This is a genomic window from Rhizobium sp. Leaf371 (genome assembly GCF_001424045.1).
In the GTDB taxonomy this organism is placed as follows: Bacteria; Pseudomonadota; Alphaproteobacteria; order Rhizobiales; family Rhizobiaceae; genus Ferranicluibacter.
The window spans coordinates 322,635-343,374 of sequence record NZ_LMQB01000001.1; the positions used below are offsets into that span (position 1 = coordinate 322,635).

Here is a 20,740-nt window from a genome sequence, read left to right on the forward strand (position 1 = left end):
TCACGTAGCGCAGGGGGTAAACCGAGGTTTGCCATGCGCTACGCCATCTGCTTCACTCCGCCGATCCATGATCCGCTTTCCGTGGCTGCCGCCGACTGGCTGGGGCGCAACGTCTATTCCGGCGATCTTTGCGAACAACTGTCGGTCGCAGGATGCTCTGCGCAGGACATGGCGTATTACACCGCCGTTCCCCGGCGCTACGGCTTTCACGGGTCGATCAAGGCGCCGTTTCATCTGGCCGGAGACAGAACCGAATCGGCGCTGCTGAAGGCGATGATGCGGTTTGCCGGCGAGATCGGCCCGTTCGAAATCCCCGATCTCGAAGTCTCCTGGCTCGGCAGCGCCTTTGGGCTCAGCCCGCGCGTCCCGTGCGAACCGCTGACGCATCTGGCGGCGCGGGTCGTTCAGGCCTTCGATGAGTTCCGGGCGCCCTTCACCGATGGGGACATCGCGCGCCTGAACGCCGACAAGCTGACGGCGCCGCAGTTTTCCAACCTGCATCGCTGGGGCGATCCCTTCGTCATGGACGAATACCGCTTTCACATGATGCTGACCGGACCGATGACGGCCGCGATGCGCCAGAAGATGGAAGGGCCGTTGCGGATTCAGTTTGCCGCGGCGCTCGCGCAGCCGGTGAAGGTCGCAAGCCTCGCCTTGTTCATCGAACCGGGCGCTGGGGCGCCGTTGCGCGTCCATTCCCAGCATCCTCTCGGCAAGCTCTCGGCCCACAAGCCGACGGCGCGCTTCGCCGCACCTTCCGACCCCACGACATCGGCGGCGACGCCCGCGCGCGAAGTGCAGATGGCCAAGGCCATGCGACGGCTGACCACCGGCGCGTAAAGGAAGAGCCGCGCCGCGTCCGCAGCGTGCAGGGCGCGACGACCGGCTCGTTACGCCTGTCGATATCGATCTTTATGCCTCGACTTTCCCGTTTCGGATGGTACCGTTTGGCGGCAAAGAGGGTACGACATGGATTTTTCGACACCGCGCGATCTCGTCGGCTATGGCCGTCACCTGCCCGAGGTTCACTGGCCCGGGGAGGCGCGGATCGCCGTTCAGTTCGTCGTCAACTATGAAGAAGGTGGCGAGAGCACGATCATGGATGGCGAGAAGGCCTCCGAGTCGCTGCTGTCGGAGATCGTCGGCGCGCAGCCCTGGCCGGGGCAGCGCAACCTCAACATGGAATCCATCTACGAATATGGGTCGCGCGCCGGATTCTGGCGGCTGTGGCGCCTGTTTACCAGCCGCAACGTGCCGGTCACGGTCTATGGTGTGACGCTGGCGATGGCCCGCAATCCCGACGCCGTCGCCGCCATGAAGGAAGCCGACTGGGAAATCGCCAGCCACGGCTATCGGTGGCTCGAATACAAGGACTTCACCGAGGAGGAGGAGCGCCGCCATATACGGGACGCCGTGCGCCTGCACACGGAGCTGACCGGCTCGCACCCGCTCGGACTCTATCAGGGCAAGCCTTCGGACAACACCCTGAAGCTCGTCATCGAGGAGGGCGGCTTCCTCTATTCCTCCGACAGCTATGCCGACGAGCTGCCCTACTGGGTGCCGGGCAAAACGCCGGAGACGCCGCATCTCATCATTCCCTACACGCTGGATGCCAATGACATGCGGTTCGCCACGCCGCAGGGTTTCAATTCCGGCGACCAGTTCTTCACCTATCTGAAGGATACGTTCGACGTGCTCTACGAGGAGGGTGCCGAGGGCAGCCCGAAGATGATGAATATCGGCCTCCACTGCCGTCTCGTCGGGCGGCCCGGACGGGCGGCGGCGTTGGCGCGCTTTGTCGATTACGTGCTGTCGAAGGAAAAGGTCTGGATCGCCAAGCGGATCGATATCGCGCATCACTGGCATGCGCATCACAAGCCGGAGGGCGGCCTGTGAGCATCGCCAGAGACAGCGCGGAAGGGCAGGCGTTTATTGCCCGGTTCGGCGGGATTTTCGAGCATTCGCAATGGGTCGCCGAGGACGCGCTCGACGATCTGGCGGAGGGGCCGCTGACGGCCGCCACCGTGCATGCGGCCATGGTCCGGGCGTTTCGGGCAGCATCGCCGGAAAAGCGGCTGCAGGTGCTGCGCGCCCATCCCGATCTCGCCGGACGGCTGGCGATCGCCGGCGGGCTGACCGCCGACAGCAAGGCGGAACAGGCCTCGGCCGGTCTCGATCGGCTGACGCCGGACGAGCACGCCCGCTTCACCACCTGCAATGCGATCTATACCGACAAGTTCGGCTTTCCCTTCATCATCGCGGTGCGCGGAAAGACGAAAGACGACATTCTCGCGGCCTTCGAAGCGCGGCTGGACAACACGCCGGACGAGGAGTTCGCGACCGCCACGGCCGAGGTCGAGACGATCGCCCGGCTGCGGCTGGACGCGCTTCTTGCCGGACCGGGGCTCGGATCTGGGCCTGGATCTGCGCCTGCGTCTGGGTCGGGTGCATGAGCGGTCTGGTCCTGCCCATCGAGCCGCTGACGGCGGAAGCCTTCGCGCCGTTCGGCAGCGTCATCGAGGCCGATCCGGCAACGATGCGGCTCATCAATGGCGGGACGACGGAGCGGTTTCATGCCTTGAGCACGACGGAGGCTGCCGGTGAGGATGCCCGCGTGATCATCAGCATCTTTCGCGGACAGCCCCGGCTCTTTCCCTATGCGGTGGATATGATGGAGCGGCACCCGTGGGGCTCCCAGAGTTTCGTTCCGCTCGACAACCGCTCCTGGCTTGCTGTCGCGGCGGAGGACGAGAATGGCCGGCCCGGTCGTCTCCGGGTCTTTGCCTGTTCGGGCCGTCAGGGCGTGCAATATGGCCGAAACGTCTGGCATCATCCCCTGGTCGCCGTCGGTGCCGTCAGCGATTTCCTCGTGGTCGATCGCGAGGGGCGCGAGCCCAATCTGGAAGAGGTCTTCTTCGAAACGCCGTTCACGATCGCGGCTTCATCGATGCCCTGAGGGCTGATCTCGTTCATTTGGCAACCACAGTCTCAGGCCCTGCGGGAACGGTCCCGTCGGGTTCATCGAAAAGAGGTCATCATGTCCGCTACGGGCCGCCTGACAACGCATGTTCTCGACACGGCGCTCGGCCGTCCCGCGGCCGGTTTGCAGATCGCGCTGTTCCACATCGAGGGTGAGGGGCGCACGCTCTTGAAGATCGTCGCGACGAACAGCGATGGCCGGGTGGACGCGCCGCTTCTCGAAGGCGATGCGCTCTTGCGCGGGACCTATGAGCTCGTCTTCCACGCCGGCGACTATCTCAAGTCGAGCGGCACGGCGCTGTCCGATCCGCCCTTTCTCGACATGATCCCGCTGCGCTTCGGGATTGCCGACCCCGCGGCACATTATCATGTGCCGCTGCTGCTCTCGCCCTTCAGCTACTCGACCTATCGGGGAAGTTGACCGGCTTCAGACGTCGAGAATATTGCTGTCGACGTCCAGAATGTCGCGCTTGCCGCAGAGCGCCATGGTGATGTCGAGCTCCTTGCGCAGGATTTCGAGCGCCAGCAGCACGCCGGTCTTGCCGCCGGCGCCGAGACCGTAGAGGAACGGGCGGCCGATATAGGTTCCCTGTGCGCCGAGCGCCACGGCCTTCAGGATATCCTGCCCGGAACGGATACCGCCGTCGATATGGATCTCGATGTCGCCGCCGACCGCATCGACGATGCGGGGCAGCATGGCGATCGAGGATGCGGCGCCGTCCAGCTGGCGTCCGCCATGATTGGAGACGATGATCGCATCCGCTCCGGTTTTCGCTGCCATGCGGGCATCTTCCGGATCGAGGATGCCCTTGAGGATCAGCGGGCCGCCCCAGAGCTGCTTGATCCAGGCGACGTCGTCCCAGGAGAGTTTCGGGTCGAACTGCTCCGCCGTCCAGGCCGACAGGGAAGAGAGGTCCGAGACGTTCTTGGCATGGCCGACGATGTTGCCGAAGCCGCGCCGCTGGGTCTTCAACATCTTCAGGCACCAGCCGGGCCGCGTCGCCATCTGCCAGATGTGCTTGGGGGTGAACTTCGGCGGCGCGGAGAGGCCGTTGCGCAGGTCCTTGTGTCGCTGCCCGAGGATCTGCAGGTCGAGCGTCAGCACCAGCGCCGAGCACTTCGCGGCCTTGGCGCGGTCGATGAGATTGCGGACGAAATCGCGGTCCTTCATGACGTAGAGCTGGAACCAGAACGGTTTGGTCGTGACCGAGGCGACGTCCTCGATCGAGCAGATGCTCATGGTCGACAGGGTGAAGGGCACGCCGAATTCTTCCGCCGCCTGCGCCGCCAGCATCTCGCCATCGGCATGCTGCATGCCGGTGAGCCCGGTCGGCGAAAGCGCCACCGGCATCGAGACCTTTTGCCCGATCATGGTGGTGGCGAGCGACCGGTTGGTCATGTCGACCAGCACCCGCTGGCGCAGCTTGATCTTCTGATAGTCCGTCTCATTGGCGCGATAGGTGCCCTCGGTCCAGGCGCCGCTATCGGCATAGTCGAAGAACATTTTTGGCACGCGGCGTTTCGCCAAAGCTTTCAGATCGCTGATTTCGAGGGACGGCATGGGCGGCTCCGCAAGAGGTATTGCCTTCGTCCTAGCATGCTGGAGGCCGGGCGTTAAGCGTCAGGCGTGCAACTGGTCAATTTTATTGACCAGTTATCCGAGCGTGGTTTTTGCGGCCCGGCCGGCGACATAGGTCTCCACCACCGCCCGGTCGTCGCCCATGGTCTGCAGGAGGAAGAGTTCGTCGGAAAGCGAGGCCACGACCTCGGCCTTCAATGCCATGGCCGGCGTCGCCGCCATGTCGAGCACGATGAGATCGGCGTCGGTTCCCGGTTCCAGCGTGCCGATCCGGTCGGACAGGAAGAGCGCCTCGGCATTGCCGCGCGTCAGATAGTAGTAGCTCTCGAACGGATTCAGCCGCTCGCCCAGCAATTGCTGGATCTTGTAGGCCTCGTCCATGGTGCGCAGCATGGAATAGCTCGATCCGCCGCCGATATCGGAGGCGACAGAGATGCGCACCGGCTTTTCCCGCCGCGCCAGTTCCTTCAGCGGAAACAGGCCGGAGCCGAGGAAGAGATTGGAGGTGGGGCAGTGCACGGCGACCGAGCCGGTCTCGCTCATCACGTCCCGCTCGCGCTCCGACAGATGGATGGCGTGGCCGAACAGGGATTTGGGACCCATGAGACCGTAGTTCGCGTAAACATCGGTGTAGTCGGCGGCATTCGGATAGAGCGAAAGCGTGTAGTCGATCTCGTCGCGGTTTTCCGAGAGATGCGTCTGGATGTGCAGGTCCGGGAACTCGGCTGCGAGCGTCTGCGCGGCCGACATCTGTTCCGGTGTCGAGGTGATGGCGAAGCGGGGGGTGATGGCGACGTGATTGCGCCCCTTGCCGTGCCATTCGGCGATGACCGCCCGCGTCTCGTCATAGCCGACTTGGGGCGTGTCGAGCAGGCCCTGCGGTGCGTTGCGGTCCATCATCACCTTGCCGGCGATCATGCGCATGTCGCGCTTCATGGCTTCCGTGAAGAATGCGTCGGCCGAGGCCTTGTGGACGGAGCAGTAGGCGACCGCGGTCGTCGTGCCGTGGCGGATCATCTCGTCGAAGAAATGGACAGCAATGCGCGCGGCATGCGCCGTTTCCACGAAGCGGCATTCCTCGGGAAACGTGTAGGTGTTCAGCCATTCCAGCAGATTGGCGGCATAGGAGCCGATCACCTGCATCTGGGGAAAATGGACGTGGGTATCGATGAAGCCGGGCAGGATGAGATGTGGCCGGTGGTCGATCTCGACGACATCGTCGGGCGCCTGCGCGCGCACCGCATCGTAGGGCCCGCTGGCGACGATCAGGCCGTCCCGCAACAGCAGGGCGCCGTCGGTCTCGTAGAGATAGGCTTGCGTGTCGTCCATCGACACGGGGCGGCGGCGGAACGTCAGGGTTCGGCCGCGAAGAAGCATTGAGGTCATCGTGTTGCGGTTCCCGCGGCGCTTTCGAACCAGGCGGCGATCAGCGCGCGTTCGTCTGCCGTCATGTCGGTCAGGTTGCCGGGCGGCATGGCATGGCTGCGTCCGGCCTGGAGGTAGATCTCGCGGGCATGGGCCGCGATCTCGCCGTCATTTTCGAGCACCACGCCCTTTGGCGGGCGGACCAGCCCTTCATAGACCGGTTCGGCCGCGTGGCACATGGAGCAGCGGGTCGAGACCGTGCCGCGCACCGCAGGGAAATGCGCGTTTTCGGCAAAGCGGGTAAAGGCGGGGGAGACGGCGGCGGTTTCTCCTGCAGGGCCCGGCAGCTTCGGCGCTGTGGAAAGCCACATGATGAGGATGAAGAGCAGGATCGTGACGAGCCATGTCCATGTCGGTCTGCCCTTCCGTGCATGGGTGGTGTTGAACCAGTGGCGGATGGTGACGCCCATGAGGAAGACGAGTGCCGCGATGATCCAGCTATAGGCCGTGGCGAAGGCCAGCGGATAGTGGTTCGACAGCATGAAGAAGATGACGGGCAGCGTCAGATAGTTGTTGTGCAGCGAGCGCTGCTTGGCGATCGTGCCGTATTTCGGGTCCGGCGTGCGTCCGGCGATGAGGTCCGCCACCACGATGCGCTGGTTGGGCATGATGATGAAGAAGACGTTGGCCGACATGATGGTGGCCGTGAAGGCGCCGAGATGCAGGAAGGCGGCGCGGCCGGTGAAGATCTGCGTGTAGCCCCACGCCATGGCGACCAGCGCGACATAGAGCAGGCCCATCAGCGTCCAAGTGTTCTTGCCGAGCGGTGACTTGCACAAGAGGTCGTAGAAGATCCAGCCGATACCGAGGGAGGCGAGCGACAGGAGGATCGCGGTCGTGGAGGAGACGTCGAGGACGTGGCGATCGACCAGGAACAGATCGGCACCGCCATAGTAGACCAGACAGAGCAGGACGAAGCCGGAGAGCCAGGTGGTGTAGGCCTCCCATTTGAACCAGGTCAGGTGTTCCGGCATCGTGGCCGGTGCGACCAGATATTTCTGGACATGGTAGAAACCGCCGCCATGAACCTGCCATTCCTCGCCATAGGCCCCGACCGGCAGGTGCGGCCGCTTGACCAGCCCGAGATCGAGCGCGATGAAATAGAAGGAGGAGCCGATCCAGGCGATGGCGGTGATCACGTGAAGCCAGCGCACGGCAAAGGTCAGCCATTCCCAGACGATGGCGTATTCGTACATCTCTGTCCCTTTCATGCCCCCCGATTGTCACATTGCGAAAATTTTGACGGTGAGGGAAGGGGCGGCTTCCTAAAGATCCGCGTGCTCGACAAGATATTTGGTGGCGAGTGCGATGTGGCGGGGGATCGGCTTGTCTTTGCGGTAATCCGCAACGAGGCGGCGTGAGATTTCGAGCGCGGCCGCCATTCCGTCGAGACTCATGCCAAGATCCGTCATGGCATTTCGAAAAGCCGTGTTGTCGATGGTGGCAGGGCCAAGCCGGCGAATCCAATGGGCCGTCAATTCCGAGCCGTCGTCCCATTCCAGCGCGCTGCCGTAGCTGCTCACGCGCATTGTCGCAAACAGCGCGCTGTCGGTCCTGAGCCTGAGAAAGATCGGCTTGCTGGCCAAGGCCGGTGTCAGATCAACGATCTCGCTGTCGCCGCCAGCCCAGACGATCTCCACCCGCCGCGCGTCTAGCGGCGTGGCTGACCGGATGCGCGGGAGCGGCTTTTCGAAGCCTATGATGTCGTCATCGTCAACGCTGGTTAAGTCTGGTCCATTCATCCTGAAGTCTCTGCCTGTTGTCCGCTGCCCATGTGAGCACCGCCCGCAAATCCCGTGCCCGCATCTGCCCCGCCACGATCTGGAAGTCGGATATGGCGATGAGGATGTCGTGGTCTGGTGAAGAGGCATGGAAATGCGGCGGGTGATGATCGTCGGCGAATATCTGGATCTTCACCGAGCCAAGCATCACCAATGTCGGCATGGCGAGCGCTGCCCTCTCTCACATAAGTGCACTATATGCACTTTTCCGTCTTTGAGCAAGCATCTGCTCCTGCAAACTCCTCTAAAATCCAGTCCCGGAATGCACGGATCTTCGGAACGTTGCGGCGACTCTCGGCATAGGCAAGCCAGTAGTCACGGCCATCGTTGCACAGGAGGTCGAAAGGAAGAATGAGGCGTCCGGCGGCGATGTCGTCGGCATAGTGGGCGGGATTGACGATCGCGACGCCCTGTCCGGCCATGGCGGCGGCCGCGTCGAAGGTCTGAACGCCAAAATCGTTCGGCGTCAGGGTGTCGAGGTTCGGATCGGGGACGCCGGCGGCCTTGAACCAGTGCTTCCACCACGGATCGGACGGGCTGATGAGCGGCAGCTTCAGCAAGTCGGCGGGCTCGCGGATGCCGCCATGCGTTTCTGCCAGCGCCGGGCTGAGGATCGGCGCGAAATCGAGGCGCATCAGGTGTTGGCTGATCAGACCCGGCCAATCCCCCGTGCCCCAGCGAATGGCGATATCGGCGGTTTCCGTATGAAAATCAACGATGCGCGCGCCTGTGACGAGCCGGACGGCGATCTGCGGATGGCGGAACTGGAAGGTGCCGAGGCGTCGCGTCAGCCATTGCTGGGCGAAGGTTGGTGTGGAATGCAGGATGAGAATCTCGCTCGACGCACGCCGCGCCGCCACGACCGCCTCTCCCAACAGATCGAACCCCTGGCTCACTTTCGGCAGCAGCCGTTCGCCGGTCTCCGTCAGCGTGATCTGGCGGGGGCGGCGCAGGAAGAGGGGTTCGCCGATGTTCTCTTCAAGCAGCTTGATCTGGTAGCTGACGGCGGTCTGGGTGAGGCCCAGTTCCTCGCCGGCGCGGGTAAAACTCGACAGGCGCGCGACCGCCTCGAAGACGCGCAGGGCATTGAGCGGGACCTGTCGGGACATCTTCATGGATCAGTTCTCTTGATGGCGGCAGGCGGATGTTCGATTGGATTTCGAGCACGCGCGAGCCGATGATGCAAGCCATTCCCTGAGACAATGGTGATGCCATGCGCCCGCAGACGACACATCGGATCCCCCTGCAGACCCCGAAAGAGAATGCCGTTCGTCTGGTCCTGCGCCGAACGAAGGCCGTGCTCGCGCGGTTCTTGCCGGCACGCTATCCGCGGCTCGACCTCGAGAGCATGCCGGAGCATCTCCAGCGCGATCTCGGCTTTCTCGATGGACGAGATCCGCGCTACGAGGCGGCGGAGCGGCGGTAGGCGTCGAGGGCGACCAGCACCTCGGCGGCCGTCATCGCGGCGATGACGGCCGGGCGCTTGTCGCTCACCGTCTTGCCGCCGATGGGCAGGACCAGGCGGGAGAGGGCGGCGTCCTCAAGCCCTTCGTCGCGCGCCCAGCTGGCGAATGTCGCGCGCTTGGTCTTCGAGCCGATCATGCCGGTATAGGCAAGGTCGGTGCGGGCAAGGGCTTCCCGTGCGATCAGAAAATCCAATGCGTGGTCATGCGTGACGATGATCACCGCGCTGCCGGGAGCGATGTCCTTGACCAGGGCTTCCGGCATCGCGGTCAGCCGCGGGCTGGTACCAGATGACATCAGGTCGAGTTCGTTCCGGCGCGTCTCCACGGCGAAGGTGCGCACCGGCAGCAGCACCAGCGCGTCCGCCAACGCCCGGCCGACATGGCCGCCGCCGAACAGCCAGACTTCGGGGAAACCGTTGATACGGGCGTTCAGCATCGCGTCGAGGTCGTCGCGGGCCGGCGCGTCGAGCCGGCGGAACGACAAGGCGACCCGGCCGCCGCAGCATTGGCCGATCTCGGGCCCCAAGGGGATGTCAAGACGGGTGTCCGCCGCAATGCCCGCCAGCATGGCGCGGGCGTGGTCGATTGCCATGTGCTCCATCTGGCCGCCGCCGATGGTGCCGTGGGCGTCGGTCGGCGAAACGAGCATGAAGGCGCCCGTCTCGCGCGGGGTCGAGCCACGCGTTTCCGCCACCTCCACCAGAACGATCTGTGCCTCGCGGGCCAGAAACGCCTGCAGGCTGCCGACCACATATTTCATGAAGGGACACGCATGCGCTCGACCGCCATCAGCACGCGTTCCGGCGTGGCGGGCGCATCGAGGCGGGGGCAGCGACGATAGTCGCCGACGCTCGCGACCGCCATCGAGATGGCTTCGAGCACGGAGATCGGCAGGTTGAACGGCGGCTCGCCCACGGCCTTGGAGCGTCCGATGGTCTCCTCACCGTTTTCGCTCCAGTCCGCCAGTTTGACATTGAAGATTTTAGGCCGGTCGGAGGCGAGCGGGATCTTGTAGGTGGAAGGCGCGTGGGTGCGCAGACGTCCCTTGGCATCCCACCAGAGCTCTTCCGTCGTCAGCCAGCCCATGCCCTGCACGAAGCCGCCTTCGATCTGGCCGATGTCGATCGCCGGGTTGAGCGAGCGGCCGACGTCGTGCAGCACATCGACGCGGTCCACCATATATTCGCCGGTCAGCGTGTCGATCGAGACCTCCGAGACGGCGGCGCCATAGGCGAAATAATAGAAGGGCGTGCCGCGCCCGGTATTGCGGTCCCAGTGGATCTTCGGCGTCTTGTAGAAGCCCGCGGCAGAGAGCTGGATGCGGGCGAAATAGGCTTGCTTGACGAGATCGTTGAAGGGCACGCGCTCCTCGCCGATCTGGACATGGTTCGGCACGAAGGAGATCTTGTCCGGCGTCGTCTGCCAGCGCTCGGCGGCGAAGGCGACGAGCCGGTCCTTGATCTGGCGGGCGGCATCGGCCGCGGCCATGCCATTGAGGTCGGTGCCGGAGGAGGCGGCGGTGGCCGACGTATTCGGCACCTTGCCCGTCGTCGTCGCGGTGATCTTCACCCGGTCGATATCGACCTGGAAGCTGTCGGCCAGCACCTGCGCGATCTTGATGTAGAGCCCCTGGCCCATTTCCGTGCCGCCATGGTTCAGGTGGATCGAGCCATCCTGATAGACATGCACGAGCGCGCCCGCCTGGTTGAAGGCGGTCATGGTGAAGGAGATGCCGAACTTGACCGGCGTCAGCGCAATGCCCTTGCGGATGATGCGGCTTTGCGCGTTGAAGGCGAGAATGTCGGCGCGGCGCGCCTGGTAGTCGGCACTCTCTTCCAGTTCGGCCACGAGCTTGCCGATGACATTGTCCTCGATCTGCTGGTGATAGGGCGTGAGATCGCGGCTGGAGCCCTTTTCGCCGTAGAAGTTCCGCTTGCGGATCTCGAGCGTGTCCTTGCCGAGCGCATAGGCGATTTCCTCGATCATGCGTTCGGCGCCGACGATGCCCTGCGGTCCGCCAAAACCGCGATAGGCGGTGTTGGACACCGTGTTGGTCTTCAGCGGCTCGGAGGTTAGGCGCACATGCGGATAGAAATAGGCGCCATCCGCGTGGAAGAGGGCGCGATCGGTGACCGGGCCGGAGAGATCGGAAGAATAGCCGCAGCGGGCGGCAAATGTTGCGTCTACCGCATGGATGCGACCGTCGTCATCGAAGCCGACATCGTACTCGACCAGAAAGTCGTGGCGCTTGCCGGTGCAGGCCATGTCCTCGTCGCGGTCGGGGCGGAACTTGACCGGGCGGTTCAGCCTCTTCGCGGCGACGGCGGCGATGACCGCGAACTGGTTGCCCTGCGTTTCCTTGCCGCCGAAGCCGCCGCCCATGCGGCGGACCTGGACGGTCACCGCATTGGAGGGGACGCCGAGCACATGGGCGACCATGTGCTGGATTTCGCTCGGATGCTGGGTGGAGGACCAGACCGTGATGTCGTCGTCTTCGCCGGGAATGGCAAAGGCGATGTGGCTTTCAAGATAGAAATGCTCCTGCCCGCCGATGCGCATCTCGCCTTTCACGCGGTGCGGCGCGTTCTGCATTTCGCTGGCGGCATCGCCGCGCGACAGGGTCAGCGGCTTGGTCACGAGTTTTCCGCCGGCCGCGCGCGCGTCCGTCAGGTCGATCGCGTGCGGCAGGTCGTTGTAGGTGATTATTGCAAGACGAGCGGCGCGGCGGGCCGCGTCGCGCGTTTCGGCGATGACGGCGAAAGCGGCCTGGCCGTGGAATTCGACACAGCCATCCGCCAGCACCGGTTCGTCATCGAGGTGGCTCGGGCTGATGTCGTTGGAATGCGGCATGTCGCGCGCGGTGAGAACGCAGACGACGCCGGGATAGGCTTCGACGGCGTCGAGATCCATCGAGACGATCTCGGCATGGGCGCGGTCGGTCAGGCCGAGGGCCGCGTGCAGCGTTCCCGCCGGCTCGGGCATGTCGTCGATATAGTCGGCACTGCCCGCCACATGCTTGTGCGCGCTGTCATGGCGCAGGTTCCGGTGCATGCCGCCGCGGATGATCTTGCGCTCCTCGAAGGTCGAGCTGTCCATGATGCGTCTCCTTGACCTTGCGGCCTTTATTCATTAGCGGCACCGAACCGAACCGCGAAACCTCATTCCGCGGCTTCGAAGCGCACCAGTTCCGCCGGCGCGCCCGATGTTTCCAGATAGAACCGCAACAGCAGGTTCCTGGCGGTCAGCGCGCGATAGGCGCTGGTGGCGCGCCAGTCGCTGAGAGGCTGGTAATCGACGTCGAAGGCCGGGCGGGCGGCGGTGACGGTGTCCTCGCTCCAGGGCTTGCCGATCAGCGCATTTTCGACCGCCGTGGCGCGCTTCGGCGTGCCGGCCATGCCGCCGAAGGCGATGCGGGCGGATGTGACGAGGCCTTCCCCGGACACCGAGAGACGGAAGGCGGCGCAGAGCGCGGAGATGTCCTCGTCGCGGCGTTTTGAGATTTTATAGACCGCGAAGTGCTCGTCTGCCGGCAGCGTCGGCACGAAAACGCTCTCCACGAACTCGCCCGGATGGCGGTCCTGCCGGCCATAGGCGATGAAATAATCCTGCAGCGGCACGGTGCGCGTGCCGGAGACGGAGCGGAGCGTGACGGTGGCGTCGAGCGCGATCAAAGGCGGCGGCGTGTCGCCGATGGGCGATCCGTTGGCGATGTTGCCGCCGATGGTGCCCATGTTGCGCACCTGATCGCCACCCAGCCTGTCGAGCAGTTTGCCAAGCGGCGGCAGGCGGCGCGCGAGGGTGGAAAAGGCGCGCGAATAGGTGACGCCGGCGCCGATGGTGATGCCGTCGGGCGTCTCGGTGATCGCTTGCAGATCCGACAGGCCGTTGATGAAGATGACGGGGTTGATCGGCCGCATCTGCTTCGTCACCCACAATCCGACATCGGTCGAACCCGCGACAACAGTGGCCTGCGGATATTCGGCCAGCGTTTCGGCCAGCGCCTGCGCCGAGCCGGGCACGACGAGGCGGGCCTCGGGCGGGCCGAGCACGATGGTTTCGCGGGTGGGCAGGCCCGAGAGGAAGGTGATCACGCGCGCGCGCATTTTCAGGATCGGATCGAACACGGCATCGGGCCGGGCGGTGGCGACGGCTTCGGCCGCGCGCACGATCGGCTCGTAGCCGGTGCATCGACAGAGATTGCCCTGCAGCGCCTTTTCGATATCGGCGCGGCCGGGATTGTCCTTCGACAGCCAGAGGCCGTACAGCGACATGACGAAACCGGGGGTGCAGAAACCGCATTGCGAGCCGTGGTAATCCACCATCGCCTGCTGCACCGGATGCAGCGTGCCGTCGCGCGCGGCCAGATGCTCGACGGTGACGACATGGGTGGCGTTCAGCGAACCGACGAAACGGATACAGGCGTTGACGCCTTCATAAACGAGGTCTCCCGCGACCAGACGCCCGACAAGAACCGTGCAGGCGCCGCAATCGCCCTCGGCGCAGCCTTCCTTGGTGCCGGTCAATCGACGTTCCAGCCGCAGGAAATCGAGCAGCGTTGCCGTCGGCGCCACGCTCGTCAGATCAATGTCGCGGTCGTTGAGCAGGAAGCGGATGCTGCCGGAGGAAGATTTGGCGGTCGATTGGGCGGTTCGGGTGGTGCTGGTCATAAGGACCCCTTGTCTTGACGGGCAAGACTAAGCGCAAAGACAGCCGGCTGACAATTGCTTTTGGCAGTCTGCTCGCCCGCCGGCTGTGGGCATCCGAAAGCAAAACGCCGCGCGTGGCTGTAAACACAGCGTCTCCGCCTTTGGCTGTGGGAAAAAGCGCTTGCGATGATTATGTGTGGTGAAACAGCTTCATCAGGACGGACACATCATGGAACTCGGTCTCTATACCTTCGGCGATGTCGATCCCAAAGCCGCCGAAAAGGGCCGCGAGGGCGAACGCCGCTTGAAAAATCTGCTGGACGAGATCGAGCTTGCCGATCAGGTCGGGCTGGACGTCTTCGGGCTCGGCGAGCATCACCGCGCCGATTATGTCGTCTCGTCGCCGGCCGTGGTGCTGGCGGCGGCGGCGGCGCGCACCAAGCGCATCCGGCTGAGCAGTGCGGTCACCGTGCTCTCCTCGGACGATCCGGTGCGCGTGTTCCAGCAGTTTGCGACGCTCGATCTTCTCTCGGGCGGTCGCGCCGAGATCATGGCGGGACGCGGCTCCTTCATCGAATCGTTTCCGCTGTTCGGCTATCCGCTGGAGGATTACGACGACCTGTTCTCCGAAAAGCTCGACCTGCTGATGGCGCTGCGCAGCGGCGAGATCGTGACATGGGATGGCGAAAAGCGGGCGGCGCTGCACGATCGCGGCGTCTATCCCCGGCCGTTGCAGGCGCCGCTGCCGCTGTGGGTGGCCGTCGGCGGCACGCCGCAGTCGGTTGCGCGCGCCGGTGCGCTCGGCCTGCCGGTGGCGCTCGCCATCATCGGCGGCGAGCCGGCGCGCTATGCGCCGCTGTTCGATCTCTACCGGGAAGCCGCCCGGCGGGCGGGGCAGCCGGCCACGGGGCTGAAAACCAGCATCAACGTGCACGGGTTCATCGCCGATACGACGCAGGCTGCAGCCGACCAGTTCTACGGGCCGCAGGCTGAGGTGATGGACAGGATCGGCCGCGAGCGCGGCTGGGGGCCGACGAACCGGGCGCATTTCAACCAGGCGATCGGCCCGCGGGGCAATCTGTTTCTGGGCGATCCCGAAACGGTCGCGGAAAAGATCGTCCGGCATCACCGGATTTTCCGGAACGACCGCTTTCTGTTGCAGATGGCGATCGGCCCGATGCCGCACGAGCAGATCATGCGTGGGATCGAGCTTTACGGCACGAAGGTCGCGCCGCTCGTGCGCGCCGGGATCGCCGAGGATGCGGCACGGGCGGCGAGCGCCGTCTGAGCCCGTGTCAGCCGCATGCCGCGGGCAACCTGCCTTCCTTGCAGGCGGGAAGCGGAAAAGATAAGTTTGCGTTTTTGCCGGCGCGTCGTGGCTTCCAACCCTGACGCGCCGGATCAGACTTCGGATATGAACGATCATGACTCTTGAAAATGACGACGATCTCGAACGCCTGAAGGAGATCGGCCGGATCTGCGCCAATACGCTGCAGATCATGGGCGCCGCCCTTGAGCCGGGAATGACGACGGCCGAACTCGACCTCATCGGCCGCAAGGCGCTGGAGGCCGAAGGTGCGCGGTCGGCGCCGGAGCTGTCCTACCGGTTTCCCGGCGCCACCTGCATCAGCGTCAACGAGGAGGTCGCGCATGGCATTCCCGGTGCGCGCGTCATCGCGGCGGGGGACCTCGTCAACATCGACGTCTCCGCGGAAAAGGGCGGGCTGTTTGCCGATACCGGTGCGTCCTTTGCCGTGCCGCCTGTCGCGCGCGCGACCGAGCGGCTCTGCCGCGACGGCAAGCGGGCCATGTGGGTGGGGCTGAACGAGGTCAAGGCGGGCAAGCCGCTGGCTTCCATCGGCAACGCGATCGGCGCCTTTGCCCGCAAGAACCGCTACACGCTGATTTCCAACCTCGCGAGCCACGGCGTCGGCCGCTCGCTGCACGAGGAGCCGACCGAGATCTCCACCTGGCCGGACAAGCACGAGAAGCGGCGGATGGAGGACGGGATGGTGTTCACCATCGAGCCCTTCCTGTCGATGGGCGGGCAGTTCGCCGAAGGCGGCGACGATGCCTGGACGCTCTATAGCGAGCCGCGCGCGCCGACGGTGCAGTACGAGCACACGGTCGTCGTCACCCGCAACGGCCCTCTCGTCGTCACGCTGCCCGGCTGATGCTGAAACCGCGCCGATCGGATCTGAGGCTCCTGGCCACGGCTTTGGCCGGTGCGATCGCGATGGCGGTCGCCATGGGCTTCGGACGGTTCTCCTATACGCCGATCCTGCCCGGCATGATGCTCGACATTCCGCTGACCCCCGGCGAGGCCGGGGTAATCGCCGCCGCCAATTTCCTCGGATATCTGCTCGGTGCCGTGCTGGCCGGCCTCTCTTTCGCGCAAGGGCGCGAGCGGGTGATCGGGCTCGGCATGCTGGTCGCCACGACGCTGCTCCTCTGCGCCATGGGCATGACGAACTCCGTGCTCCTGTTCGCTCTCATCCGCTTTCTCGCCGGCATGGCCAGCGCCTTCACCATGATCATGATCTCCCAGATCGTGCTCACCAGGGGTGCTGCGGCCGGCAAATCCCATGTCCAGTCCCTGCATTTCGCGGGCGTCGGTCTCGGCATCGCCGCCTCGTCGCTGATGGTCTGGCTCTTGCCGTCCGGCCAGGGCGAAGCGCTCGCGAACTGGCGAGAGGCGTGGTTTGCGGGTGCCTTCCTGTCGTTGCTCGGCACCGCCTGCGTGGCGCTGCTTCTGCCCGAGGGAACCGCGACCTCAGGCACGGTGCCGGTGGCGGAGCCGCCGCTCGTGTGGACGCGACCCTTTACGGCGTTGACCCTGACCTATGGCCTGTTCGGCTTCGGCTATGTCATCACGGCGACCTTCCTCGTCGCCATGGCCCGGGCAGGCGCCGTCGATCATACGATCGAGTTCCTCTCCTGGCTCGTCACGGGTCTGAGCGCCGCCGTGTCCGTTGCGGCCTGGCGCAGCGCGGTGCCGCGCTTCGGCATCGTCGGCGTGTATCTCATCGGGCTCGTGGTGGAGGCTCTCGGCCTGATCCTCACGGTCGCCCTGCCGTTTCCGGCGGCGCCCCTTGCCGGCGGGCTGCTGCTGGGCGCGACCTTCGTCATGATCACCGCCTTCGGTCTGCAGATCGGCCGCGCTCTCGCACCGGGAAGCCAGCGCCGGGCGCTTGCCGTGATGACCGCCGCCTTCGGCATCGGACAGATCATCGGCCCGCTCGTCGCCGGCTGGCTGGCCGGGATGACGGGCAGCTTCACGCTGCCGACGCTGATCGCAAGCGGGGTTCTGATCCTCTGTGCGATGATCGTCTTTGCCGAGCGCCGCGGCATCCGCAGGGCGTCGGGGCTATGAGGCGCGGCTCATTAATTCCAAGTAACCTGACGAAGCCGCGATTGTGAAGCTCGGGCAATTGGCCTAGGTTCGCGCCGGTTTCGCGTCACGGCGCGAATGACGTCGTTGCATCAAGCTGAAGGCGCTCGATTTGTTTGTCTCGTTTTTCCCTTATCCACGATACTTCTTCCCGTCCGTCGTCATCTGGACCATGCTCGCGATCGCCGCATGGTATGCGGGAGGCAGCGAGTTCGGCAATCTGATAGGGCTTCCGTCTCTGCCGCCGGGCACGGAACCGGTGATCGGGGTTTCGGTCTTCTGGTCGCCGCCGTTCCTCTGGTTCTATATCTACTACGCACTGATGGTCGGCCTGTTTGCCGCCTTCTGGTACACCTACCGTCCGCATCGCTGGCAGAACTGGTCGATCCTTGGTTCTGCGCTGATCATGTTCAACACCTATTTCTCCGTTCAGGTCGGCGTGTCGATCAATGCCTGGTACGGCCCGTTCTACGATCTCATTCAGCAAGCTTTGGCGCGCACGGCCCCTGTGACAGCGGATCAGCTCTATATGGGCATGCTCGGCTTTGCCGGTATCGCCTTCGTCGCCGTCACGGTCGGCGTTTTGAACCTCTTCTTCGTCAGCCACTATGTTTTCCGCTGGCGAACTGCGATGAACGATTTCTACATGTCGCACTGGGACAAGCTGCGGCACATCGAAGGCGCCTCACAGCGTGTGCAGGACGATACGATGCGGTTTTCGCGGACCATGGAAGGTCTCGGCGTCAACCTCGTCAGCTCGGTGATGACGCTGATCGCCTTCATGCCGATCCTGTTCAAGTTCTCCGCGACAGTCACCGAACTGCCCTTCATCGGCGAAGTGCCGCATGCCCTCGTCTGGGCGGCAATCTGCTGGTCCCTGTTCGGTACCGTCTTTCTGGCCGCCGTGGGCATCAAACTACCCGGGCTCGAGTTCCGCAACCAGCGGGTCGAAGCGGCGTACCGTAAGGAACTCGTCTATGGCGAGGATAACGCGGACCGCGCCGATCCCATCACGGTGGCGCAACTGTTTGCCAATGTCCGCCGGAACTATTTCCGTCTCTATTTTCACTACATGTACTTCAACGTCGCTCGAATCTTCTATCTTCAGGCCGACAATCTCTTCGGGACATTCGTCCTCGTCCCGTCCATCATCGCGGGCAAGCTTTCGCTCGGTGTCCTGAACCAGATCCAGAACGTCTTCGGGCAGGTTCGGGAATCGTTTCAGTATCTGGTGAACTCGTGGACGACGATCGTCGAGCTTCTGTCGATCTACAAGCGCCTGCGTGCATTCGAGTCTGCGATTGAAGGCGAACCGCTGCCGGAGATCGATCAGCGCTATCTGGCGCGCGAACAGACCGATGGCGAACTGGCGGCCGACAAGCCGTAGCGAGCCGAGGAAGACAGCGGACACATCAAAAGGCGGAGGGATCCGCCTTTTTTCGTGCCTCGATCAGCGGCAGTGCCTGTGCATAGCTGACGCAGGCCACGTCCGGCTTGCCGCAGGTTTCGGTCAGGAAGGTTTCCAGTGCCCGCCAGTAGGCGCCGCCGTTCATTTCCACGAAGTGGAAGCCGAGTTGCAGCGGGATGCGGGCGCCGTCGTACTCTGCGCTGAAGGCATCGCGATAGGCCTTGAGCGTGCGCGCTTCGAAGGTGGCGCTGTCCTTGCGGTTCTCGACGCCCATCGAATGGCGGACGAAGAGGTTGTAATCCATGCCGATGACGCGGCGCCCGCTCGGTCCCTCGGGGATCAGCGGCAGGCCGAAGCGCTCCACGCCGCCTTCGAGCGTCGGCCAGGCCGGGCCTTTGGTGACGAGGCTGGCGTCGTAGGAGAGGCCCGCTTTTCGCTCTGCCGGAACGAGGCCGGTGCTGGTCGAAAGGTAGGGCGCGCGAAACCCCTTGATCCCGTCGACCATGCTGCGCCAGCCATCCGGCTCCTGCTGCCCGATCCCGCCGGCCTCCCAGGCCTTGTCGAGCGCCGCATCGAAGGCGGAGAATTCGTCGCTCCAGTCTTTCTCGCTCCAGTCCTTGCCGTCGAAATGGCCGCAACCATGGCTGCCGATGTCGTGGCCGTCCTGATGAGCCTGCCAGATGTGGCGCACCCGCGTCGCGATCTCCTCGCGGCTCTGGGCGTAACCGACATTCGAGGCACCCTGCTTGTGGCCGCTCGCCCGATAGGACCGGCCGCCTTCCGCCTTGGTCATCAGGAACGTGCAGGACAGGAAATAGGTGAAATGCGCGCCCACCTGCCGGCTCATCGCGAGGCTGCGTTCCCAGAGCGTGTTGTCGTGCGCGCCGTCGAACGAGATGATGACGAGCTGCTGGAATTTCGATGCTGCTGCCGGAGACGGTGCCGGCTGCGAGATCCCCGCTGCCGGCTGGGGCGGGTCGGCCCGCGCGACAGAGGGCATGAGCGCCAGCGGCGGCAGGAGAATGAGGGCGGCCAAAGGCGTCGTGGAGAGTTGCATGCTAAAACCTGACGTGATGCGCCTGCTGTAGACGGGCGAAGGGCTGGCCGACCCTGCAGCGGGAGAGGAAGACGCGGCATCACCCGGGGTGACGGACGATGCGCGCTTGCCCCATGCGGCAGGAATACGGCGATCCTTTGGAGCGACAAGCGTCGCAACGGAGATAGGCGGAAATAATGCCCTCGAGCTTGCCGTGTCAGAGAGGGGCGCGGAAGGCACATACTCACATTGCCGCGATTTCGCCGTGCCCCCTTACAATATGCGCGAAATAGGCTAGAAGCGCGGCTTTGACAGAAATGGCAGAGAAGGCCGGTCCGCCGGAACCCGAATGGCGCATCAGAACGACAGTTTCATCCGCGAGGTCAATGACGAGCTTCGCTCCGAGCAGGTCAAGGCGGTCTGGCTCCGCTTCGGCGGCATCCTCGCCATGCTCGCGGTTCTCATCGTCATCGGCACGATCGGCAAGGTCGCCTATGATTACTGGCACGAGACCTCGGCCTCGGCCTCGGGCGACGAATTCCTCGCCGCCCTGACGCTCGCCAAGGACAACAAGTCCGACGAGGCGCTGGCCGCCTTCGAAAAGCTGGAGGCCGACGGCTACGGCGCCTATCCGGTTCTCGCGCAGATGCGGGCCGCAACCTTGAAGGCGCAGAAGGGCGATACCGCCGCTGCCATCGCCGATTTCTCCGCGATCTCGAAGAACGAGGCGATCGTGCAGCCGATGCGGGATGCCGCCCGGATTCGCGCAGCCTATCTGCTGGTCGACACCGGCACCTATCAGCAGGTCTCGGCGGAAGCCGAGCAGCTGGCGGTGGACGGCAACGGCCTTCGCAACTCCGCGCGCGAAGCGCTGGGCCTTTCTGCCTACAAGGCTGCAGACAAGGCCAAGGCCAAGGAATGGTTTCAGCAGATCGTCGACGACAGCCAGGCGCCGCGCGGCCTTGCCAACCGGGCCCGCATGCTTCTGGACGTCATGGCGTCCGCGCAGTGACCGTCCGCGCAGTGACC

General features: G+C 64.5%; 21 protein-coding genes. 11 read left to right on the forward strand and 10 right to left on the reverse strand.

Going from position 1 to position 20,740, the window contains the following annotated elements:
* The first annotated feature begins 33 nt into the window (after positions 1-33).
* The 5 genes from ASG39_RS01405 (at position 34) to uraH (ending at position 3,400) form a co-directional block, all read left to right on the forward strand.
* The gene (locus ASG39_RS01405) at positions 34-840 is read left to right on the forward strand and encodes a DUF1045 domain-containing protein (protein ID WP_062592106.1); all 807 of its coding nucleotides are present in this window, start codon (positions 34-36) and stop codon (positions 838-840) included.
* A 129-nt stretch (positions 841-969) separates the two neighbouring features.
* Positions 970-1,896 carry an allantoinase PuuE gene (puuE, locus tag ASG39_RS01410; protein WP_062592108.1) on the forward strand — a complete coding sequence of 309 codons (927 nt, stop codon included), beginning with the start codon at positions 970-972 and terminating at the stop codon, positions 1,894-1,896.
* Entirely contained in the window at positions 1,893-2,453 is a 561-nt protein-coding gene (gene uraD / locus ASG39_RS01415; protein ID WP_244481093.1) for a 2-oxo-4-hydroxy-4-carboxy-5-ureidoimidazoline decarboxylase, read from the forward strand. The genes puuE and uraD overlap by 4 nt, the downstream gene beginning before the upstream one ends.
* Positions 2,450-2,956 carry an ureidoglycolate lyase gene (locus tag ASG39_RS01420; RefSeq protein ID WP_062592110.1) on the forward strand — a complete coding sequence of 169 codons (507 nt, stop codon included), beginning with the start codon at positions 2,450-2,452 and terminating at the stop codon, positions 2,954-2,956. The genes uraD and ASG39_RS01420 overlap by 4 nt, the downstream gene beginning before the upstream one ends.
* Before the next feature lie 81 nt (positions 2,957-3,037).
* Positions 3,038-3,400, forward strand: a complete 363-nt coding sequence (uraH, locus tag ASG39_RS01425; RefSeq protein WP_062592112.1) for a hydroxyisourate hydrolase — start codon at positions 3,038-3,040, stop codon at positions 3,398-3,400.
* Between the two features lie 6 nt (positions 3,401-3,406).
* Here the strand turns inward: uraH and ASG39_RS01430 are convergent, their stop codons facing one another.
* From ASG39_RS01430 to ASG39_RS01455, 6 genes are all read right to left on the reverse strand, one after another.
* Positions 3,407-4,540 carry an alpha-hydroxy acid oxidase gene (locus ASG39_RS01430; protein WP_062592114.1) on the reverse strand — a complete coding sequence of 378 codons (1,134 nt, stop codon included), beginning with the start codon at positions 4,538-4,540 and terminating at the stop codon, positions 3,407-3,409.
* A 93-nt stretch (positions 4,541-4,633) separates the two neighbouring features.
* Entirely contained in the window at positions 4,634-5,944 is a 1,311-nt protein-coding gene (gene guaD / locus ASG39_RS01435) for a guanine deaminase (RefSeq protein ID WP_062592116.1), read from the reverse strand.
* Positions 5,941-7,179 carry a urate hydroxylase PuuD gene (locus ASG39_RS01440; RefSeq protein WP_062592118.1) on the reverse strand — a complete coding sequence of 413 codons (1,239 nt, stop codon included), beginning with the start codon at positions 7,177-7,179 and terminating at the stop codon, positions 5,941-5,943. The genes guaD and ASG39_RS01440 overlap by 4 nt, the downstream gene beginning before the upstream one ends.
* Before the next feature lie 69 nt (positions 7,180-7,248).
* A complete protein-coding gene (locus tag ASG39_RS01445; RefSeq protein ID WP_082476829.1) occupies positions 7,249-7,725 on the reverse strand; it encodes a DUF2442 domain-containing protein in 477 nt (158 codons plus the stop codon).
* Entirely contained in the window at positions 7,697-7,927 is a 231-nt protein-coding gene (locus ASG39_RS01450) for a DUF4160 domain-containing protein (protein ID WP_200943850.1), read from the reverse strand. The genes ASG39_RS01445 and ASG39_RS01450 overlap by 29 nt, the downstream gene beginning before the upstream one ends.
* 31 nt (positions 7,928-7,958) lie before the next feature.
* Complete coding sequence (locus tag ASG39_RS01455) at positions 7,959-8,879, reverse strand: LysR substrate-binding domain-containing protein (RefSeq protein WP_062592122.1); 921 nt, start codon at positions 8,877-8,879, stop codon at positions 7,959-7,961.
* A 98-nt stretch (positions 8,880-8,977) separates the two neighbouring features.
* Here ASG39_RS01455 and ASG39_RS01460 point away from each other — a divergent pair, with 98 nt between their 5' ends.
* Complete coding sequence (locus ASG39_RS01460) at positions 8,978-9,190, forward strand: hypothetical protein (RefSeq protein ID WP_062592124.1); 213 nt, start codon at positions 8,978-8,980, stop codon at positions 9,188-9,190.
* Here ASG39_RS01460 and xdhC read toward each other — a convergent pair.
* From xdhC to xdhA, 3 genes are all read right to left on the reverse strand, one after another.
* Entirely contained in the window at positions 9,166-9,990 is an 825-nt protein-coding gene (gene xdhC / locus ASG39_RS01465) for a xanthine dehydrogenase accessory protein XdhC (RefSeq protein ID WP_062592126.1), read from the reverse strand. The genes ASG39_RS01460 and xdhC overlap by 25 nt on opposite strands.
* Positions 9,987-12,326 (reverse strand): xanthine dehydrogenase molybdopterin binding subunit, encoded by a 2,340-nt coding sequence (xdhB, locus tag ASG39_RS01470; RefSeq protein ID WP_062592128.1) that lies wholly within the window; start codon positions 12,324-12,326, stop codon positions 9,987-9,989. The genes xdhC and xdhB overlap by 4 nt, the downstream gene beginning before the upstream one ends.
* A gap of 62 nt (positions 12,327-12,388) precedes the next feature.
* The gene (gene xdhA / locus ASG39_RS01475; RefSeq protein ID WP_062592130.1) at positions 12,389-13,897 is read right to left on the reverse strand and encodes a xanthine dehydrogenase small subunit; all 1,509 of its coding nucleotides are present in this window, start codon (positions 13,895-13,897) and stop codon (positions 12,389-12,391) included.
* Positions 13,898-14,105: 208 nt separating this feature from the next.
* On the opposite strand from xdhA, the gene ASG39_RS01480 reads away from it, so the two are divergent.
* From ASG39_RS01480 to sbmA, 4 genes are all read left to right on the forward strand, one after another.
* Positions 14,106-15,164: an LLM class flavin-dependent oxidoreductase gene (locus tag ASG39_RS01480; protein WP_062593303.1), complete on the forward strand. Its 1,059-nt coding sequence runs from the start codon at positions 14,106-14,108 to the stop codon at positions 15,162-15,164.
* Positions 15,165-15,300: 136 nt separating this feature from the next.
* Positions 15,301-16,050: a type I methionyl aminopeptidase gene (gene map, locus ASG39_RS01485; RefSeq protein WP_062592132.1), complete on the forward strand. Its 750-nt coding sequence runs from the start codon at positions 15,301-15,303 to the stop codon at positions 16,048-16,050.
* Positions 16,050-17,249, forward strand: a complete 1,200-nt coding sequence (locus tag ASG39_RS01490) for a YbfB/YjiJ family MFS transporter (RefSeq protein ID WP_244481094.1) — start codon at positions 16,050-16,052, stop codon at positions 17,247-17,249. Before map ends, ASG39_RS01490 begins: the two co-directional genes overlap by 1 nt.
* A gap of 130 nt (positions 17,250-17,379) precedes the next feature.
* Entirely contained in the window at positions 17,380-18,654 is a 1,275-nt protein-coding gene (gene sbmA, locus ASG39_RS01495) for a peptide antibiotic transporter SbmA (RefSeq protein ID WP_062592134.1), read from the forward strand.
* A 25-nt stretch (positions 18,655-18,679) separates the two neighbouring features.
* Here sbmA and ASG39_RS01500 read toward each other — a convergent pair whose 3' ends face one another.
* Positions 18,680-19,732: a polysaccharide deacetylase gene (locus ASG39_RS01500; protein ID WP_082476831.1), complete on the reverse strand. Its 1,053-nt coding sequence runs from the start codon at positions 19,730-19,732 to the stop codon at positions 18,680-18,682.
* A gap of 328 nt (positions 19,733-20,060) precedes the next feature.
* Here ASG39_RS01500 and ASG39_RS01505 point away from each other — a divergent pair, with 328 nt between their 5' ends.
* Positions 20,061-20,723 (forward strand): tetratricopeptide repeat protein, encoded by a 663-nt coding sequence (locus ASG39_RS01505; RefSeq protein ID WP_062592136.1) that lies wholly within the window; start codon positions 20,061-20,063, stop codon positions 20,721-20,723.
* Positions 20,724-20,740 lie beyond the last annotated feature (17 nt).

Coding starts and splice junctions, on each gene's coding strand:
- ASG39_RS01405 (WP_062592106.1), top strand. CDS start 34: ATGCGCTACGCCATCTGCTTCACTCCGCCGATCCATGATCCGCTTTCC.
- puuE (WP_062592108.1), top strand. CDS start 970: ATGGATTTTTCGACACCGCGCGATCTCGTCGGCTATGGCCGTCACCTG.
- ASG39_RS01420 (WP_062592110.1), top strand. CDS start 2,450: ATGAGCGGTCTGGTCCTGCCCATCGAGCCGCTGACGGCGGAAGCCTTC.
- uraH (WP_062592112.1), top strand. CDS start 3,038: ATGTCCGCTACGGGCCGCCTGACAACGCATGTTCTCGACACGGCGCTC.
- ASG39_RS01430 (WP_062592114.1), bottom strand. CDS start 4,540: ATGCCGTCCCTCGAAATCAGCGATCTGAAAGCTTTGGCGAAACGCCGC.
- guaD (WP_062592116.1), bottom strand. CDS start 5,944: ATGACCTCAATGCTTCTTCGCGGCCGAACCCTGACGTTCCGCCGCCGC.
- ASG39_RS01440 (WP_062592118.1), bottom strand. CDS start 7,179: ATGTACGAATACGCCATCGTCTGGGAATGGCTGACCTTTGCCGTGCGC.
- ASG39_RS01445 (WP_082476829.1), bottom strand. CDS start 7,725: ATGAATGGACCAGACTTAACCAGCGTTGACGATGACGACATCATAGGC.
- ASG39_RS01450 (WP_200943850.1), bottom strand. CDS start 7,927: ATGCCGACATTGGTGATGCTTGGCTCGGTGAAGATCCAGATATTCGCC.
- ASG39_RS01455 (WP_062592122.1), bottom strand. CDS start 8,879: ATGAAGATGTCCCGACAGGTCCCGCTCAATGCCCTGCGCGTCTTCGAG.
- ASG39_RS01460 (WP_062592124.1), top strand. CDS start 8,978: ATGCGCCCGCAGACGACACATCGGATCCCCCTGCAGACCCCGAAAGAG.
- xdhC (WP_062592126.1), bottom strand. CDS start 9,990: ATGAAATATGTGGTCGGCAGCCTGCAGGCGTTTCTGGCCCGCGAGGCA.
- xdhB (WP_062592128.1), bottom strand. CDS start 12,326: ATGGACAGCTCGACCTTCGAGGAGCGCAAGATCATCCGCGGCGGCATG.
- xdhA (WP_062592130.1), bottom strand. CDS start 13,897: ATGACCAGCACCACCCGAACCGCCCAATCGACCGCCAAATCTTCCTCC.
- ASG39_RS01480 (WP_062593303.1), top strand. CDS start 14,106: ATGGAACTCGGTCTCTATACCTTCGGCGATGTCGATCCCAAAGCCGCC.
- map (WP_062592132.1), top strand. CDS start 15,301: ATGACTCTTGAAAATGACGACGATCTCGAACGCCTGAAGGAGATCGGC.
- ASG39_RS01490 (WP_244481094.1), top strand. CDS start 16,050: ATGCTGAAACCGCGCCGATCGGATCTGAGGCTCCTGGCCACGGCTTTG.
- ASG39_RS01500 (WP_082476831.1), bottom strand. CDS start 19,732: ATGCAACTCTCCACGACGCCTTTGGCCGCCCTCATTCTCCTGCCGCCG.
- ASG39_RS01505 (WP_062592136.1), top strand. CDS start 20,061: ATGGCGCATCAGAACGACAGTTTCATCCGCGAGGTCAATGACGAGCTT.